We start from the raw sequence: 17,202 nt of genomic DNA on the forward strand, positions 1-17,202 counted from the left end.
AGCGCTAAAGGCATGTTGATATGTTAAGTATTAAAGATTTACATGTAAGTGTAGAAGGTAATGAAATCTTAAAAGGGCTGTCTCTGGAAATTAAACCGGGGGAAGTTCATGCCATCATGGGGCCAAATGGTTCAGGTAAAAGTACCTTGTCCGCAACCCTAGCAGGTCGTGAAGATTACCAAATTGACAGTGGTGAAGTGACATTCAATGGTAAGGATTTACTTGAATTAGATCCTGAAGAGCGTGCGGGTGAAGGGATTTTTCTTGCATTCCAATATCCGGTTGAAATTCCGGGTGTGAGTAACCAATTTTTCCTGCAAACGTCAGTGAATGCAGTGCGCGAATACCGCCAGCAAGAGGCGCTAGACCGCTTTGATTTCCAAGATTTTATCGAAGATAAAATCAAATTGTTGGATATGCCACAAGACCTGCTCACCCGTTCAGTTAACGTGGGTTTCTCTGGTGGCGAGAAAAAACGTAATGACATTTTACAGATGGCGGCGTTAGAACCTAAGTTATGTATTTTAGATGAAACCGATTCTGGTTTAGATATCGATGCGCTAAAAATCGTCTCTAATGGTGTGAATTCACTGCGTACACCAGAGCGTTCATTCATTATCGTGACCCATTATCAGCGCATTTTGGACTATGTGAAACCTGATTTTGTTCATGTCCTGTATCAAGGGAAAATCATCAAATCCGGTGATTTCAGTTTAGCGAAAAAACTGGAGGAGCAAGGCTATGGCTGGCTTATTGACCAACAGTGAAAGAGCGGAAAAACGCGCTGCGGTTGATGCTTTAAATCAGCAGGCAATGCACCGTTTTGAAATGCTATATGAACAAGGGTTAGGTGGAAAATCTCAGCACGCTCAAACCCATTGGAGCCTTGCTAAACACGTTGGGCTGCCAGCTTTTCGTCATGAAGATTGGCACTATACTCCGTTAAATAGCGTGTTAAATACCCAATATCGTTTTAGCTCGCAAGAACAGCAGATACCGCTAAGTGAGGCGCTCGCATTAGCTATCGATGCCTATCGTGTTGTGCTGGTGGATGGACGCTACAATGCGGAACTTAGTTCCGTCGATACGGGGGAGTTTCAAGTTTCTCTACTCGATAGCCAAGACTGGCTACCTGATGCGGTGAACAGCGAGATTTTCTTACATTTAACGGAGTGTTTAGCAGCTCAACCGCTTATCATCCAGTTAGCTGCCAATAAAGTTGCGACTAAGCCACTCTATTTACTGAATATCTCCAGTGGCAGCCATGATCTCGATTCGATGAACATGAGCCAATATCGCTACCATTTGACATTGGGAAATAATAGCCAGTCTCAAGTGATTGAACACTTTATCAGCTTAGATGACCAAGCACATCTGACTGGAGGGCGATTAACGGTCGAAGTGGGTGATAATGCGCAATTTACCCACTTCAAGTTAATGACAGAAAACTCACAGGCTCAGCATTTCGCCCACAATGACATTGTGGTGGGGCGTGATAGCCAAGTGAAAAGTAGCAGCTTTTTATTAGGTGCTGGGTTAACTCGTCATCATACAAGTAGCCGTCTTGACGGTGAGAATACGGAATTTGAGTTAAACAGCCTGTTGCTACCGCAAGGTAATGAAATAGCCGATACACGCAGCTATCTTGAGCACAATGCGGGTTATTGTAATAGCCGACAGTTGCATAAAGTGATCGCCATGGATAGCAGCAAAGCGGTATTTAATGGCATGATCAAAGTTGACCCTAAGGCGCTGAAAACAGACGGTCAAATGACTAACAATACCTTATTACTGGGTGAAAAAGCGGAAATCGATACGAAGCCTCAACTGGAGATCTATGCCGATGACGTGAAATGTGGTCATGGGGCAACGGTTGGGCGTATCGATGATGAGCAACTTTTCTATCTACGCTCTAGAGGGATTGATAGCCAAGCGGCTAAGCAGATGATCATCAATGCATTTGCTGCTGAGTTAACCGAATCAATTACTATCGATGGGTTAAAACAGGCCGTGATGGCGAGTATTCATCAACGTTTAGCGGAGGTGTAAACCGATGCCATTTGACGTTGAATCGGTCAGGCAGGACTTTCCTGCCTTAGCGCAATCAGTAAATAACCATCCATTGGTCTATTTAGATAGCGCGGCGAGTGCTCAAAAACCTCAGCAAGTTGTGGATGCGGAAAGCCAATTTACGTTGCATCAATATGCGGCAGTGCATCGTGGGGTTCATACGCTAAGCGCGAATGCCACCACGCTGGTGGAAAATGTTCGCCAAAAAGCAGCGGATTTTTTGCACGCGGCTTCCCCTGAAGAGATAGTGTTTGTTAAAGGGACGACAGAAGGAATAAACCTCATCGCGAACAGCTTTGGGCGCCAGTTTATCCAGCAAGGTGATAATATTATTATCACTGAAATGGAGCACCATGCGAACATCGTTCCTTGGTTTATGTTGGCGCAAGAGCGTGGTTTTGAAGTACGGATCCTGCCTATTCTTGAGGATGGTACCCTTGATGTCTCCCAGCTCGCACAACTCATAGATGTGCGCACAAAGCTATTCAGTTTTACGCATATTTCCAATGTGCTTGGTACCGTTAACCCGGTAAAAAAATTGATTTCACAAGCGCGTGAAATTGCAGACCAGCATGGAAATACACTGACTATACTCGTGGATGGTGCGCAAGGGGCGATGCATCAGCAGGTTGATGTGCAAGCGCTGGATTGCGATTTTTATGTCTGTTCTGGTCATAAGCTATATGGACCAACAGGTATTGGGATCCTTTACGGCAAGAAGGCATTGCTTGAGAAGATGCCACCTTGGGAAGGTGGTGGGGCGATGATCCGCCAAGTCAGCCTGAAAAAAGGGATCACATTTGCTGATGTTCCATGGCGATTTGAAGCGGGTACCCCGAATATCAGTGGAATGATTGGTTTAGGTGCAGCTTTAGACTATCTCAATGGGTTGGGATTAAGTGAAACTTTTGCGTATGAAAAGCAATTGATGCATTATGCGACGGATTTGCTTAAGCAAGTGCCTTCCCTTCATTTATATGGTAATGACCAACGTGAAGGTGTGATAGCCTTTAATTTAGGTGAACATCATGCCTATGATGTTGGCGCATTTCTGGATAGATATGGGATTGCCATTCGTACTGGGCACCACTGTGCGATGCCATTAATGGAATATTATCAAGTTCCAGCGATGTGCCGTGCATCTATTGGTGTTTATACAACTAAGCAAGATATCGATGCTTTGTATAATGCGTTATTGCGTATTAAACAATTACTCGGCTAAACACCGACGATATATCAAAGTCACTGTATTGCAGCACATAGAGATTGTCGCGAATAGATAGAAGGAAATATTATGTCGGCGTTACCCGATGAAGCGAAGCTATTACGCAATTTTGCACGTTGCCAAGATTGGGAAGAGCGCTATTTGTATATGATTGAACTGGGCGGGCGTTTACCGGCGTTATCTGAAGCTCAACAGGTGGATGATAACTTGATAGCGGGTTGCCAAAGCCAAGTGTGGATTGATATGCAAAAACAACCGGATGGCCATGTTGTTCTAGCTGGAGATAGTGATGCCGCGATTGTTAAAGGGTTAGTGGCGATTGTGATTATTCTCTTTCAAGGGAAAACACCTGAGCAGATCCTTGCGGTGGATGTAAAACATTTTTTCCAGCAATTGGCGCTTGAACAGCATCTTACACCTTCTCGGACTCAAGGTTTAAATGGCATGATCAAGTCGATTTTGGCGAGAGCTCACCAACTTCTTTAAGTGTTCTGTGGGAAATCTTCGGAATTTCCCACACTTTTCTTTTCTTCCTATTATTCTTATTCTAGAAAATAGACCTAAGTAACTTACTGTATTTTATTGTTAAACTAACAATAACGAGACAACGTTAGCTCATATTCAAATTATTAGCGTACTAAAATATTTATTAGGTATTAAAGATATTCGAGATAGTTGCTATTATGAGCGATATTGTTTGAATTTTGTAATGAATCTTATTTTCCTTGGAGTAGGTATGAAAAGAGTTTTGACGGCGGTAAGTCTGTTTGTCATGAGTGCGGTGCTGGCACCTGCGCAGGCTAAAGATTATCCATTACCCAATAACAACACACGCCTGATCGGGGAAAATATCACCTATGTGGTGCCTAACGATGGACGCCCACTGGAAGCTATCGCAAGCGACTATCAGATTGGTTTGTTGGCGATGTTAGAGGCGAATCCTGGGACAGACCCTTATTTGCCTGAAGTGGGTAAACCGTTGATTATTCCTGCTCAAATGTTATTACCATCGACACCGCGTACTGGTATCGTGATTAACTTGGCGGAAATGCGTCTTTATTATTACCCTGAAAACAGCCATAAAGTGGCTGTATATCCGATTGGAATTGGTCAGCTAGGACGAGACACACCTGAAATGGTGACGTCTATTAGCCAATTAATTAAAGACCCAACATGGACACCAACCACCAATATCCGTAAACATTATGCACAGCAGGGTATTACACTTCCTGCGGTGGTACCTGCAGGGCCAGAAAACCCGATGGGGCTGTATGCGTTACGCTTGTCTTATGGTCGTGGCGAATACTTGATCCACGGTACTAACGCTAATTTTGGTATTGGGATGCGTGTGAGTTCTGGCTGTATTCGTTTACGCCCTGATGATATCAAAGCACTGTTTACCCATGTTCCAAAAGGAACTCGCGTTCAAGTTATCGATCAGCCAGTTAAATATGCAAAAGAGCCAGATGGTAGCTATTACATTGAAGTGCATCAGCCATTGTCACGTAAAGAGAGTGATGATCCACAGACAATGCCAATCAAGCTCACTGAAGATTTCCAAGCGTTTTTAGCGAGTAATCCGGGAATTGATAAAGCGAAAGTTCAAGCAGAGTTGTCTAGACGTTCAGGATTGCCAGTGAGGGTGAATGTTGGGGATGATTCAGAATCGATGAAACGCGATTATCAGCAGTTAAAACCCATTGCACCATTCACGATTACTCAACCACAACCTGTATTTGAAGGGGAAGTGAAGTCTTCTATTCCTGCTAAATATCAGTCATTTAAAAGCTAATGACTACCCGCCTTAAATGAATTTCAAAGTAAAAAATAAGGGCCTATAAAATAGGCCCTCAACAATAATTCAGCGATTAAGCTTTTCTAGATAACATCAAGCCGGACTTATTTTTTGTAAGTACGTACTTGGTTGTCCAGACGTTGGTTTGCACGAGCTGCTTCTTCTTGTGCAGTTTGTACATCAGAACGCAGAGACTGAACGTCGTTGCTCAGTTGGTCAACTTTACCGTTCAGAGTTTGCACGTCTGAAGAGAGCTTTTGCACTTCAGTGCTGTTAGAACAACCCGCCAGTAATGCTGAAGCTAATACGATAGAGCCCAGTACAATTTTAGTACGAATCATTATTTTACCCTCTAGATTGATTTATCTTGAAAATATAAAAGCAAGTAACCAAAAAATAGACTTAAGAGCGTTATCTTAAAGCTACCTCTATCCCTTTAAAACAACCTAATGTAAATTAGGGTATGGTACTTACTAAGTCTTATGCTAGTACGTAATTCAAAGTTTTGCTAGAAATACTTTATATTTAACAGGGTGAAAACGAATAAAAATTTCAATTAAGGGTTATTTAGTTTGAAATTTGAGCAAATGGTTATCGTTTTATGATTTATTTTGTAAATGTTTTGTAACCAGAATCTGGATGAATTATATCTTCGCGGATCATAACGTAACTTATTGAAATTATGTTTCGCATGGATTGCTAAATTTCAGTTATTCCAGATAATAAAAAACCCTACCGCCGTGAAGCAATAGGGTTAATGTCTCGCTAGGTTATGCAAGACAACTACAGAACATGTACTGATGAGGTATTTGTTGTACCACTTTGTACTAATGCTCCGGATACCATCACGACTGCATCACCTTCTACCGCCAATCCGCTTTCTAATGCTGCACGCTTACCTTCACGATAGAAATCATCGGTTGATTCGAAAGGACCCACGATCATCGGAATAACGCCTTTTACTAACAGTAACTGACGAGCAGTTTCTTCGTTAGTTGTCAGAGCCAGAATCGGTGCAGTAGGGAAGTATTTACGTACTGATTTTGCGGATTTACCACCATAAGTTGCGACAACGATTAATGGTACATCCAGTTTTTCAGACATTTCAACAGCACCACGGCAGACTGCTTCAGTCACACGTAAGCGCTGGGTTGGTTTTTGATTCTCAATACGCGTTGGCATAACGCGGTCAGTACGTTCACAGATAGTTGCCATGATAGTCACAGCTTCAACTGGATACTTACCTTTCGCACTTTCCCCAGACAGCATAACAGCATCTGTACCGTCTAAGATGGCGTTTGCAACGTCACCAGCTTCTGCGCGGGTAGGGCGTGGGTTTTTGATCATTGAATCTAGCATTTGAGTCGCAGTGATAACGACCTTACGAGCTTTAACACATTTTTCAATCATCATTTTTTGGGCGAAGATAACTTCTTCTACTGGGATCTCAACCCCTAAGTCACCACGAGCAACCATGATACCGTCAGAGGCTTCAAGGATTTCGTCGAAGTTATTTAAACCTTCTTGGTTTTCGATTTTAGAGATGATTTGAATATTTTCGCCACCATGTTTTTTCAGGTGAGCGCGAATTTCTTCAACGTCTGAGCGTTTACGGATAAATGAAGCGGCAACAAAATCGACACCTTGTTGGCAACCGAAAACGAGGTCTTCTTTATCTTTTTCTGCCAAGGCAGGTAAGCCAATAGAAACGCCCGGTAAGTTAACACCTTTTTTCTCACCAAGATCGCCATTGTTTAATACTTGGCAAATCACTTCAGTTGCAGTGATGTTGGTTACGGTCATGCCGATTAAACCATCATCAACTAAAACGGTGTCACCCACTTTCAAGTCTTTGGTTAAGCCAGGGTAAGTGACTGCAACGCGTTCTTGGTTACCGATAACGGAAGTATCTGTTGTGAAAGTGAAAGTTTGACCTGCAACGAGAGAAACATCATTGCCGCCTTCTAGTTTCATGGTACGAATTTCTGGACCTTTAGTGTCCAGCAGAATAGCTGCTTGTTTACCGGTTTTTGCACAGACAGAGCGGAGGTTGTTGATACGTTGACCGTGTTCTTCATAGTCACCGTGGGAGAAGTTAAGGCGCATGACGTTCATGCCTGCATCCAATAACTGGGTTAATTTCTCTTCTGATTCGGTTTTTGGACCGATGGTACAAACAATTTTGGTTTTTTTCATGGCAGTCTATCTAATGGTTATAAAGGAAATCGGTATTGCCGCCGATGCTTAATGCGCAAGATAGTCTATGTTGCGCAACTCATTTATAAGAATAGGCGACAGTCTGGTATTCAAAATCTGGTTATTTAAAAAACGTCACTTTTTGACTCTTATTATAGTGTAGATGACATTTTTCATTAAAGCTAACATGCTGATTTGTCTTTGTTGAAACCTTTCAGCTTGTGGGATTATTATAAACAACATCAAACTGTGAGACAAATCAAATTTTACTAAATTTGATGCAGAAGTAATTAAGATCAAACAACAGCGAGATTTTCAGTTGAAAGTGGGTTGCGCAACAAAATAAGGGAAAACAAAATCACAATCAAGATAAATATGATATTTGAAAAAAGTACTTTTATAAGGGTTACTAAGGGGTCCAGGATAAAAAATAATTCGGGAATAAGAAACGAGTCAGAATAAATAGAATGGTGCGTCCGAGTAGACTCGAACTACCGACCCCCACCATGTCAAGGTGGTGCTCTAACCAACTGAGCTACGGACGCACTGAAATGATGCTTGATTTGTCGCTGATGACAAATTTAAATGGTGCGTCCGAGTAGACTCGAACTACCGACCCCCACCATGTCAAGGTGGTGCTCTAACCAACTGAGCTACGGACGCACTGAGGTGAAACTTTGTTTGTCGCTAACTTGTCTGTCACTAATGATGAATTTAAATGGTGCGTCCGAGTAGACTCGAACTACCGACCCCCACCATGTCAAGGTGGTGCTCTAACCAACTGAGCTACGGACGCATACCAATCATTACTGCTTTAACGACGGGGACGAATATTAACGTTCTGCTGCCAATCTGGCAAGGGGAAAATGTAATTTTGCGAGAGTTTGCTCGTATTTAAAACTATTCGCAGAAAAACATTCGCTACCTTGCCATAAAATGCTGAAAATTACGCCAATTATCGCGTTGAGCGTAATAAAACGACGCTGTCAGGCTGGCGATGGATCCACAAAATTCGTGTTGCCATACCAATAGCCGCAGCGGTGAGTCCGATAATAAATCCTAACCAGAAACCTTTTGGTCCCATCGGCTCGGTAATGAAGTCGGTCAACGCCAAGATATAGCCAGACGGTAAACCTAAAATCCAATACGCCGTAAAGGTAATAAAGAAGATTGAGCGAGTATCTTTATACCCACGTAACACACCGGCACCAATAACTTGAATAGAATCTGAAAGCTGATAAAGCGCGGCATAGAGCATCAAGCTAGATGCCAAAACAACCACTTCAGGATTCTTGTTATACATCATCGCGATAGGCTCACGGAATGTGCTGGTAAAGATGGCCGTTAAGCAAGCTAGACTTAATCCTACCGCTAAACCAGTATAAGAAGAGACTTTTGCGGCTTCGGTAGACTGACGTCCCAAGTTATAGCCAACTCGAATGGTGACAGCGATACCCATTGATAACGGGAACATAAACATCACGGAGCTGAAATTAAGAGCCACTTGATGACCTGCAACAGCAACAACCCCCAGAGGAGCAACCAATAGGGCAACAACCGCAAACAGTGTGACTTCAAAAAACAGTGCTAACCCAATCGGTGTTCCGAGCACAATAATGCGTTTCAGAATATCCGGATTTGGTGCGCCTAATGGTTGAGCAGGACGAATATCTCTCTGATTCGGTGCGTGCTTAACATACCATCTCATCATCAGACACATTGCCCAATACACCGTTGCTGTCGCCACGCCGCAACCAACACCACCTAAAGCTGGTGCACCAAAGTGACCATAAATGAAGATATAGTTCACGGGAATATTGACCATCAAGCCAAGAAAACCAATGACCATGCCGGGTTTCGTTTTGGACAACCCTTCACATTGGCTACGGTACACTTGATAAAATAGGTAACCTGGGGCTCCCCACATAATCGCGTGTAGGAAACGAACCGATTTATCGGCTAACTCTTGGTCAATATGGGGCATGTTGCTGATGATCAGTTTACTGTTATACAACAGCAACATGATACTAACGCCTAAAATAAAGGCTAACCACAAGCCTTGTTGAACTTGATCGCCAATCAGGTTTCTGCGACCTGAACCGTTCATTTGAGCGATGATTGGCGTGAGCGCCATGAGAATACCTTGCCCTAATAAAATAGCAGGCAACCAAATAGAAAAACCAACAGCCACAGCTGACATTTCGATTTCGCTAACACTTCCCGCCATAATGGTGTCCACAAACCCCATTGCAGTTTGGGAAAATTGGGCGAAGAAGATAGGGATACCGAGAGCCAATAAGCTACGCGCTTCTGTAATATATTTCTGCACGCATACACCTTCACAATAAGTTTCGAATTAAAAAAAGAAAAAAGCGGAATGAAATTCTATGATTTACTAAAAAATCAGATAGTTAATGCTAACTCCTTATTCTATCTCTTTTATGTAATCAATCCAACATAGTTATAGATAAGAATAATAAAACAGCAGATTAGTATAGAAACCATTTAAATATTTTGTGATTGCTGCATAAATATAACCACTCAAATAAGATAGATCTCTGAAAATTCTTAGGTAAACTGAGTTCATTAATTCACTGCACGAGAGTCATTATGTTTACAGGCATTGTTCAAGGAACCGCTCCAATTATCTCAATCACGGAAAGAGCTAATTTCCGTACTCATGTCATGAAATTCACGCCGGAATTATTAGTGGGTTTAGAAACCGGTGCATCCGTTGCGCATAACGGTTGCTGTTTAACCGTGACTAAAATTGAAGGGGAGAACGTTAGCTTTGATTTAATCAAAGAGACATTGCGCCTCACTAATTTAGGTGAGTTAAAAGAAGGGGACGTGGTTAATATTGAGCGTGCTGCGAAATATGGTGATGAAATTGGCGGACATGTGGTTTCGGGTCATATTGTGACCACCGCAGAAATTAGCAAGATTTTCACCTCTGAAGATAATCATCAAGTTTGGCTCTCTGTTTATGATAAAACCTTGATGAAATATATCTTGCATAAGGGATTTGTGGCGATTGACGGAATTAGCTTAACGGTTGGTGATGTTATCAACAACCGTTTTTGTGTGCATCTGATCCCAGAAACATTGGCGAGAACAACACTGGGTAGCAAGCGACTGGGTCATAAAGTCAACATTGAGATTGACCCACAGACTCAAGCTATTGTTGATACTGTTGAGCGTGTTTTGCATCAGAAAGAACAAGAAATGTTATTGAAGCAGAAACAAGAGAGTGAAGACTCAGTAGAAAGCGAAAAATCATCAATCTAGTTTTGATAAGGTTATAGCTCTATGCAGAGCTATAACCTGTTGAATCGGTAGGTAATAAATTCACCAGAATATTCTATTACTTCTCACTAAAATTAACCGAAAAAATGGCATTGTCACGTTCAATCGCGTCAACAAGTTGTTTGAAATGAGCGCTTTTTTGATACATTTCTAATGCTTGTGCATTTTCCCACTCTTCAAACACAATGTAGCCATTTTCTTTTGCCATCAGATCATACTGCAAACATCCTTTTTCCATCCGGCTGCGTTTGGCAATTTCGCTAACGATTTTCTTCGTTAAATACCCATCCTTTTTTTCGGTAGTGATTTGGGCATATACAACAATACTCATACCATTCTCCTTATGTACTCAGAACTATCTTAATGGAGACTTTGTTTTTGTATTGTAAAAAAGCGAATAATTTGACTTTAAAAATGCCGACGGTGTCATGGTAAAGTAACGCTTAAAATCGCGATAAAAGTGGGATTGATCATAATAGCCCGTTTCAAACCAACGATAAGTATCTTGTTCTTTCACCATAGTTTTCATCACTTGCTCTAAGCGACAATTGATCTGGTACCGTTTTGGTGTGATCCCAAATTCCTTTAAAAACTCTTTTTGAACTAAGCGTGCACTGTAGCCAATGTCATCGGCAATTTCGGTAATTTTTTTATTTGGATTGCGATAAAGAGAGTCCAGAACGTGATCGATAAAATGTGCCTTTTTCTCTGCCTTAGTGACATAAAAACACTCATGCAACTCTTTGAATGAAGAGTTAGCCAATGATTTAAACCAATTATTGCTCCATATTTGGATAAGCGGAGTAGGGATATCCGTATAATTTAACGTGCGTTGGGGAAGTAAAAAACGTAAGGCATCGTGGCGAATACGTAGAACCATCACGCTGGTATTATTCGGGATAGCCGTAAATATATTGACTCTGGGGATGATTAACTGAAATGGATTGACGGATGTATGCTCGTGAGTCGACATACTGATATTTTCAGTCGAAACCCATATTTCAGCTCCTGTGCCTGGGAAGATCTTAATAGCATCAGTAAATTTCTTGATAATCAAAACTGAACTAACAAATTCTTTTAATTCATCAGGAGGATAATACTGTTTCAGCATGGCTCTTCAAAACGTCATAATTGAATATGCTAATAATAGCGTGTTATAGGTAAAAAATTAACTCTATAAAATACGTATTAACTAAAATAAAAAAGTCAGCCACGTTATCAATAATGGTAACGTGGCTGATTATTGTGAAGCTAAAAAATAACGTTAACTAACGATTAGTCATGCTGATATTCAGTGTGCTTAATCGCATTATTTGATTTGCTGGCACAACGCTGCATAAAATAGCCTATAATCATTGGGATCACCGTAAATGCCATCACACCAGTCGTGGCGAGTAACGGGTCAAAGGTGAGCGCAGAGACTAATAAGCTGGCTAAGAAACATAACCCTAATTGTAAGGCATTTTGTAATGCAGCGGCCTTACCACTGGCGGATGGGAATGTGTTAAGGGCTTTGGCTACGGCAATTGGGTATGATGCGCCGTTCATGGCGGCCATAAAGCAGAATGGTACTAAAATCATAGTTAATGTTGGCTGAGTATAAATCGCCATCACAAATAATATAATCATGCTAATGGCATAACCGGCTAGCAGGATTGGGAACAACGTTTCAGCACGCACTTTAGCTAATACGAAGCGGCAGCCGTATCCTCCGACAATAAATGCCAGTGTTTGAGGGATATAACTTAGGCCGATATCCGCAGGGTTAAAACCCATATTGCGTAGAATAAACGGCGAACCCGTTAGCCATGCAAAAAAGCCAGCGCTACATGCTGCGTATACAAGCACGTTACCACTGAAAACAGGGGAGCTTAACAAGGTCGCAAAGGAAATTTTGGTTTGTGTCTGGTTTTCTTCTGCGATGACTTTCGGCGCCACTTTTTTTAGCATCAAAGTCGGTAGCAGGAGTAAAACGCCTACCATCATCAGCACGATGAAGATAAATTCCCAGTTTTTGTGCTCAAGCACCCAAGCACCTAAAAGAGGCGCCAATGCTGGAGAAAGTGCCACTAAAGGCATGATAGAGGCAAATACTTTTTGGGTATCAGCTTCGTTATAGCGGTCGATAACGAGGGCTTGCCATAAAACTGCAGCAGAACAAACACCAACGGCCTGTAAGAATCGAAGGATTAATAACTGAGTGGCATCGGTGACCCAAATCATAGCCAAGCAGCTAACAATAAACAGGGAAAGCCCCACAATGAGAATAGGTTTGCGTCCTAATTTATCTGAAAGGGGGCCCCATAGTAGCTGGGCAAAAGCAAAGCCAGCTAGAAAGATACTCAATGAGGCGCTGATAGCACCTTCAGTCGTATTTAAGGTTGTTTGCATTGAACCAAAGGCAGGCAGATACATATCGATGGCTAAAAACCCCAGCATGCTTAGGCCAGCAAGGTAAATCAAAAATCCAGAGGAGTTTTTTGTCGCAGTATTTGTCATAGTTTTGCTTAATCTGTATTTAAAATAATGTTAATAGTTATCTTATTGTATAGGCTATTTTTTTACGTTGTGAAACGGTAATATTTGGACTCTGCTATCAAATAATTTGAAAGGAAAGAAAATGTGGTCAGCTCATGCACTTGAAGTTATAGACGCAGTTGCTCGAACGGGAAGCTTTAGTGGTGCTGCGGATGAGCTGCATCGAGTCCCTTCAGCGATCAGTTATACAGTAAAGCAAGTCGAAGAATGGTTGGCAGTTCCGCTATTCGAGCGCCGTCACCGTGATGTGGTATTGACGGAAGCAGGGGTTATCTTTATTAAAGAAAGTCGAAGTGTTATCAAAAAAATGATTGATACTCGCCATCAATGCCAACAAGTCGCCAATGGGTGGCGTGGGCAGTTCAGTATTGCCGTTGATTGCATCGTAAAACCGCAGCGTACGGAACAGCTGATTTTGGATTTTTATCGTCATTTTCCTGATATCGAACTGTATATCCACCCTGAAGTGTTTAATGGGGTTTGGGATGCATTAGCGGATGGGCGTGTGGATGTGGCGATTGGAGCGACCCGTGCTTCACCCATTGGAGAGCGCTATAGTTTTCGCGATATGGGCTTTATGTCATGGCGTTGTGTTGCGAGCCCCGCTCACCCATTAGCGAAAATTCAGGGCAAACTGACGGATGATCAAATGCGTGAATATCCAAGTTTGTGCTTGGAAGATACCTCAAGAAGCTTACCGAAAAGAGATACTTGGGCGCTGGACAACCAACGACGCTTAGTTGTGCCTTACTGGGAAAGTGGTTTAGCGTGTTTGGCAAATGGTCTGTGTGTGGGGATGGTTCCAGAGCACCGTGCAGCACCTTTGTGTGCAGAAGGCAAGCTAGTTGAGCTGGAATTAGCGCAGCCGTTTCCTGAAAGCCCTTGCTGCTTAACATGGGTTGAGAATGATACATCTCCAGCGCTGAGATGGCTTCTTGACTATCTTGGTGATAGCGAAACGCTCAACGCGGAGTGGTTTGCGAGCTAATGTGCTGAGATAGACTTAGCGGCGATAATCAATAAATGGACCATCAGCCACGGAACGGCGCTCAACTAAACGCGGGTGAACTTCAATCGTTTGCGCATCTTCGCGTTTATTCACAATACGATCGAGCAACATCGCAAACGCCATTTGACCTAAACGCTCTTTTGGCTGGTGGATTGTGGTTAATGCAGGAGTGAAATAGCGCGCATTACGCACGTTATCATAGCCAATAATGGAAATGTCTTGTGGGACGCGTAATCCCATCTCGTCAGCCGCACAGATTGCTCCCATCGCCATGATGTCTCCTCCACAGAAGACAGCCGTTGGGCGGTGCTTGTTACTGAGGATCTGCATCATCGCTTTATAACCTGATTCTGGCTCGAAATCCCCTTGAACAATCCATTCATCTTTTAATGTGACTTTGGCTTCTTCCATGGCTTTTTGGAAGCCAGTTAAACGCCCAATGCCTGTATTTCTTTCAAGGGAGCCAGGGATCACGCCAATTTCACGATGACCACGGTCAATAAGATAACGACCTGCTAAATAACCACCGTGGAAAGAGTTATCAATAATACTGTCAGTGAAATCCCCGCGAGAGGTACCCCAGTCCATGACGACCATTGGAATATTTCGGTAATCTTCCAACATACCAATCAAGGTGTCAGGGTATTCTGAACACATCACAAGTAGCCCATCGACACGTTTTTGAGCCAACATTTGTAAGTACGCTTTTTGCTTACCTAAGTTATTGTGAGAGTTACATAAAATTAGAGTATAGCCTTTCTCATAGCAACTATTCTCGACAGACTCGATTACTTCTGCGAAATAGGGGGCTTCACTTGATGTTGCCAATAAGCCGATTGATTTGGTGTGGTTGACTTTTAAACTACGCGCAACCGCACTCGGAGAATAATTGAGCTCTTTGATGGCGGCCCAAACGGCTGTTTTTGTATCATCAGCGACAAAACGCGTCTTGTTGATAACATGGGAGACGGTTGTGGTAGAGACGCCCGCACGTTTCGCCACATCTTTAATTGTTGCCATGAGAAGAAAAAACTCCTAACCAAAACTTGGTCTCTAAAATAATTCTAGTTAAATAATTACCTGCATATTGATGCATAGTACCTTTGCTGGCAATAATTTAGCGATTTGTTGTCGATTTTGTCTGATCTAGCGCAAAAACGAAAGAAATAATTGATGTTATAACATGTGATATAGACACTGGTTTTACGTTTTTGTGCATGTATACTGAAATAACCTTTTTATTTTATGGTTATTTGATAATTCAATTTCTTTATATGAGAGGGTCTCATGGATACAGATTTTAAATATGGATTGCTAGCTGCGTTTGGCTCTTTAGCTGTAATTATTTTGTTTGCTGTGCACATTTTCTGATTTCATTTCCATCCTATCTACTCAGGATGAGAAATAATTAAGGGCGAGTATTATACTCGCCCTTAGTCATTTTAGATCTGAACTAAAATTAAGCCAGATTTTCTTCAACAAATTTCCAGTTAACCAGCGCCCAGAAGTTTTCTAAGTATTTTGGACGTGCGTTACGGTAATCGATGTAGTAAGCGTGTTCCCAGATATCAACAGTCAGAACTGGCTTGTCGTCACCAGAAATTGGTGTTGCCGCGTTAGACGTGTTAACGATAGCCAGGCTGCCGTCTGCTTTCTTCACTAACCAAGTCCAACCTGCACCGAAGTTTTTAACTGCGGCATCAGTGAATTGCTCTTTAAACTGAGCAAATGAACCGAATGCTTTGTTGATAGCTTCTGCAACTTTACCTGTTGGTTCACCGCCTGCGTTTGGAGCCAAGCAGTGCCAGTAGAAAGTGTGGTTCCAAACTTGAGCCGCGTTATTGAATACGCCAGCTTCAGAAGTTTTGATGATCTCTTCTAAAGACAGACCTTCAAATTTGGTGCCTTTGATCAGGTTGTTCAGGTTAACAACATAGGTGTTGTGGTGCTTACCGTAGTGGTATTCTAGGGTTTCAGCGGAGATATGAGGTTCTAAAGCATCTTTAGCATAAGGTAGAGCTGGTAATTCAAAAGACATTGCGTACTCCTTGATTGCTTTTATTCAGTGTTTAGGGTGTTTGCTCGTAAAATGAGCGAAATTAAGTGTATTTCTATTTATTAATCTACTTCTAGTATAGCGACGTAAAACCGTAGTTAGCTATTGCGCCGCATCGTAAATCATCTAATTATCATAACAGAATACAGGCTACAGTAAGAAAAAACCTGTTCCATGATGCTATTTATGCCTTAATTGTTAGTAAGTTGCATAATTATTATTCCACTGCATGTCGTTATTGTCATTGAAGAGCAGGGAAACACATCAAGTGTTATTAATTTGCTAATATATTAACAAATAACTCCCATGATTACACGGCAAAAACGCCCATCGTGAATTTTTTATAGTAAAAAGAAAACGTTGCTATTTGCTTTTCACCTTTTGAGTACAGCAAATAGGAGTGCTATAGTATTCACCTTATAAAACTGGCATATTGTATGAAACAATCACGGAACAATTTGCGATGTTTTGACTGTGCCGGCGATTACACCGGTCAATGTGTTCTGTCTAATGAGTTGCCTTGTAAATGATTCAAAGTGGCTCAGTGACTGCAAAATCAGCACCCACGTTTTAGGATATAAAATGACAACTATCGAAAAAATTGAGCGCCAAGTTAAAGAAAATCCAATTTTATTATACATGAAAGGCTCTCCAAAACTGCCTAGCTGCGGTTTTTCTGCTCAAGCTGTTCAAGCTCTGTCTTCTTGCGGTGAGCGTTTTGCTTACGTTGATATTTTACAAAACCCAGACATTCGTGCGGAGCTGCCAAAATATGCTAATTGGCCAACCTTCCCACAGTTATGGGTGGATGGTGAGTTAGTTGGCGGTTGTGACATTATCGTTGAAATGTTCCAACGCGGTGAATTACAAGCTCTGATTAAAGAAACTGCGGATAAATACCGTCCAGCAGATGAAACCATCACTGAGTAATCAAATGGTTGAATAAGCTTTCCTGCTTATATTGATGAAAACCGTATTAGCGTAAAACTAATACGGTTTTTTTGTAT

The 17,202-nt window shown here is 41.9% G+C and carries 17 protein-coding genes and 3 tRNA genes; 9 read left to right on the forward strand and 11 right to left on the reverse strand.

Features of this window, described 5'->3' with window-relative positions:
• Positions 1–20 precede the first annotated feature (20 nt).
• The 5 genes from sufC (at position 21) to GKR48_RS09715 (ending at position 5,087) form a co-directional block, all read left to right on the forward strand.
• Positions 21–767 carry a Fe-S cluster assembly ATPase SufC gene (sufC, locus tag GKR48_RS09695; protein WP_154604006.1) on the forward strand — a complete coding sequence of 249 codons (747 nt, stop codon included), beginning with the start codon at positions 21–23 and terminating at the stop codon, positions 765–767.
• Positions 742–2,049 carry a Fe-S cluster assembly protein SufD gene (gene sufD / locus GKR48_RS09700; RefSeq protein ID WP_154627945.1) on the forward strand — a complete coding sequence of 436 codons (1,308 nt, stop codon included), beginning with the start codon at positions 742–744 and terminating at the stop codon, positions 2,047–2,049. Before sufC ends, sufD begins: the two co-directional genes overlap by 26 nt.
• Before the next feature lie 4 nt (positions 2,050–2,053).
• Entirely contained in the window at positions 2,054–3,292 is a 1,239-nt protein-coding gene (gene sufS / locus GKR48_RS09705) for a cysteine desulfurase SufS (RefSeq protein WP_154627946.1), read from the forward strand.
• Positions 3,293–3,364: 72 nt separating this feature from the next.
• Positions 3,365–3,781 (forward strand): cysteine desulfuration protein SufE, encoded by a 417-nt coding sequence (gene sufE, locus GKR48_RS09710; RefSeq protein ID WP_036950416.1) that lies wholly within the window; start codon positions 3,365–3,367, stop codon positions 3,779–3,781.
• 250 nt (positions 3,782–4,031) lie between these two features.
• A complete protein-coding gene (locus tag GKR48_RS09715) occupies positions 4,032–5,087 on the forward strand; it encodes a L,D-transpeptidase family protein (protein ID WP_154627947.1) in 1,056 nt (351 codons plus the stop codon).
• A gap of 107 nt (positions 5,088–5,194) precedes the next feature.
• Here GKR48_RS09715 and GKR48_RS09720 read toward each other — a convergent pair whose 3' ends face one another.
• From GKR48_RS09720 to GKR48_RS09745, 6 genes are all read right to left on the reverse strand, one after another.
• Positions 5,195–5,431, reverse strand: a complete 237-nt coding sequence (locus GKR48_RS09720) for a major outer membrane lipoprotein (protein WP_004263789.1) — start codon at positions 5,429–5,431, stop codon at positions 5,195–5,197.
• Between the two features lie 442 nt (positions 5,432–5,873).
• Positions 5,874–7,286 (reverse strand): pyruvate kinase PykF, encoded by a 1,413-nt coding sequence (gene pykF, locus GKR48_RS09725; RefSeq protein ID WP_036950412.1) that lies wholly within the window; start codon positions 7,284–7,286, stop codon positions 5,874–5,876.
• A gap of 468 nt (positions 7,287–7,754) precedes the next feature.
• Positions 7,755–7,831: transfer RNA gene (locus tag GKR48_RS09730), tRNA-Val, on the reverse strand.
• Positions 7,832–7,872: 41 nt separating this feature from the next.
• Positions 7,873–7,949 (reverse strand) — tRNA-Val (locus tag GKR48_RS09735).
• Between the two features lie 56 nt (positions 7,950–8,005).
• A tRNA-Val gene (locus GKR48_RS09740) sits at positions 8,006–8,082 on the reverse strand.
• A gap of 159 nt (positions 8,083–8,241) precedes the next feature.
• Positions 8,242–9,615, reverse strand: a complete 1,374-nt coding sequence (locus GKR48_RS09745; protein ID WP_286269488.1) for an MATE family efflux transporter — start codon at positions 9,613–9,615, stop codon at positions 8,242–8,244.
• Positions 9,616–9,896: 281 nt separating this feature from the next.
• Between GKR48_RS09745 and GKR48_RS09750 the strand changes: the two genes are divergently transcribed.
• On the forward strand, positions 9,897–10,574 hold the full coding sequence (locus tag GKR48_RS09750) for a riboflavin synthase subunit alpha (RefSeq protein WP_154627948.1): 678 nt from the start codon (positions 9,897–9,899) through the stop codon (positions 10,572–10,574).
• Positions 10,575–10,650: 76 nt separating this feature from the next.
• Here the strand turns inward: GKR48_RS09750 and GKR48_RS09755 are convergent, their stop codons facing one another.
• From GKR48_RS09755 to punC, 3 genes are all read right to left on the reverse strand, one after another.
• Positions 10,651–10,923, reverse strand: a complete 273-nt coding sequence (locus tag GKR48_RS09755) for a putative quinol monooxygenase (RefSeq protein ID WP_036953541.1) — start codon at positions 10,921–10,923, stop codon at positions 10,651–10,653.
• 24 nt (positions 10,924–10,947) lie between these two features.
• Positions 10,948–11,703: a helix-turn-helix transcriptional regulator gene (locus GKR48_RS09760; RefSeq protein ID WP_154627949.1), complete on the reverse strand. Its 756-nt coding sequence runs from the start codon at positions 11,701–11,703 to the stop codon at positions 10,948–10,950.
• Between the two features lie 164 nt (positions 11,704–11,867).
• On the reverse strand, positions 11,868–13,091 hold the full coding sequence (punC, locus tag GKR48_RS09765) for a purine nucleoside transporter PunC (protein ID WP_154627950.1): 1,224 nt from the start codon (positions 13,089–13,091) through the stop codon (positions 11,868–11,870).
• Between the two features lie 121 nt (positions 13,092–13,212).
• Between punC and punR the strand changes: the two genes are divergently transcribed.
• Positions 13,213–14,118: a DNA-binding transcriptional activator PunR gene (gene punR, locus GKR48_RS09770; RefSeq protein ID WP_154627951.1), complete on the forward strand. Its 906-nt coding sequence runs from the start codon at positions 13,213–13,215 to the stop codon at positions 14,116–14,118.
• A 15-nt stretch (positions 14,119–14,133) separates the two neighbouring features.
• On the opposite strand, the gene purR is transcribed toward punR, so the two are convergent.
• Complete coding sequence (gene purR / locus GKR48_RS09775) at positions 14,134–15,159, reverse strand: HTH-type transcriptional repressor PurR (protein ID WP_154603997.1); 1,026 nt, start codon at positions 15,157–15,159, stop codon at positions 14,134–14,136.
• A 267-nt stretch (positions 15,160–15,426) separates the two neighbouring features.
• Here purR and cydH point away from each other — a divergent pair, with 267 nt between their 5' ends.
• On the forward strand, positions 15,427–15,510 hold the full coding sequence (gene cydH, locus GKR48_RS18305) for a cytochrome bd-I oxidase subunit CydH (protein ID WP_108479009.1): 84 nt from the start codon (positions 15,427–15,429) through the stop codon (positions 15,508–15,510).
• An 88-nt stretch (positions 15,511–15,598) separates the two neighbouring features.
• On the opposite strand, the gene sodB is transcribed toward cydH, so the two are convergent.
• Positions 15,599–16,177 carry a superoxide dismutase [Fe] gene (sodB, locus tag GKR48_RS09785; RefSeq protein WP_036953529.1) on the reverse strand — a complete coding sequence of 193 codons (579 nt, stop codon included), beginning with the start codon at positions 16,175–16,177 and terminating at the stop codon, positions 15,599–15,601.
• 600 nt (positions 16,178–16,777) lie between these two features.
• On the opposite strand from sodB, the gene GKR48_RS09790 reads away from it, so the two are divergent.
• Entirely contained in the window at positions 16,778–17,125 is a 348-nt protein-coding gene (locus GKR48_RS09790; protein ID WP_036953526.1) for a Grx4 family monothiol glutaredoxin, read from the forward strand.
• Positions 17,126–17,202: the final 77 nt, after the last annotated feature.

Source organism: Providencia sp. wls1943 (genome assembly GCF_009706275.1).
Lineage (GTDB): Bacteria > Pseudomonadota > Gammaproteobacteria > Enterobacterales > Enterobacteriaceae > Providencia > Providencia zhijiangensis.

What these genes read in the sequence shown, in the direction of transcription:
- punC (WP_154627950.1), bottom strand. Translation starts at nt 13,091, where the DNA reads ATGACAAATACTGCGACAAAAAACTCCTCTGGATTTTTGATTTACCTT.
- sufC (WP_154604006.1), top strand. Translation starts at nt 21, where the DNA reads ATGTTAAGTATTAAAGATTTACATGTAAGTGTAGAAGGTAATGAAATC.
- punR (WP_154627951.1), top strand. Translation starts at nt 13,213, where the DNA reads ATGTGGTCAGCTCATGCACTTGAAGTTATAGACGCAGTTGCTCGAACG.
- sodB (WP_036953529.1), bottom strand. Translation starts at nt 16,177, where the DNA reads ATGTCTTTTGAATTACCAGCTCTACCTTATGCTAAAGATGCTTTAGAA.
- GKR48_RS09790 (WP_036953526.1), top strand. Translation starts at nt 16,778, where the DNA reads ATGACAACTATCGAAAAAATTGAGCGCCAAGTTAAAGAAAATCCAATT.
- purR (WP_154603997.1), bottom strand. Translation starts at nt 15,159, where the DNA reads ATGGCAACAATTAAAGATGTGGCGAAACGTGCGGGCGTCTCTACCACA.
- GKR48_RS09760 (WP_154627949.1), bottom strand. Translation starts at nt 11,703, where the DNA reads ATGCTGAAACAGTATTATCCTCCTGATGAATTAAAAGAATTTGTTAGT.
- GKR48_RS09750 (WP_154627948.1), top strand. Translation starts at nt 9,897, where the DNA reads ATGTTTACAGGCATTGTTCAAGGAACCGCTCCAATTATCTCAATCACG.
- GKR48_RS09715 (WP_154627947.1), top strand. Translation starts at nt 4,032, where the DNA reads ATGAAAAGAGTTTTGACGGCGGTAAGTCTGTTTGTCATGAGTGCGGTG.
- cydH (WP_108479009.1), top strand. Translation starts at nt 15,427, where the DNA reads ATGGATACAGATTTTAAATATGGATTGCTAGCTGCGTTTGGCTCTTTA.
- pykF (WP_036950412.1), bottom strand. Translation starts at nt 7,286, where the DNA reads ATGAAAAAAACCAAAATTGTTTGTACCATCGGTCCAAAAACCGAATCA.
- sufE (WP_036950416.1), top strand. Translation starts at nt 3,365, where the DNA reads ATGTCGGCGTTACCCGATGAAGCGAAGCTATTACGCAATTTTGCACGT.
- GKR48_RS09755 (WP_036953541.1), bottom strand. Translation starts at nt 10,923, where the DNA reads ATGAGTATTGTTGTATATGCCCAAATCACTACCGAAAAAAAGGATGGG.
- GKR48_RS09720 (WP_004263789.1), bottom strand. Translation starts at nt 5,431, where the DNA reads ATGATTCGTACTAAAATTGTACTGGGCTCTATCGTATTAGCTTCAGCA.
- sufD (WP_154627945.1), top strand. Translation starts at nt 742, where the DNA reads ATGGCTGGCTTATTGACCAACAGTGAAAGAGCGGAAAAACGCGCTGCG.
- sufS (WP_154627946.1), top strand. Translation starts at nt 2,054, where the DNA reads ATGCCATTTGACGTTGAATCGGTCAGGCAGGACTTTCCTGCCTTAGCG.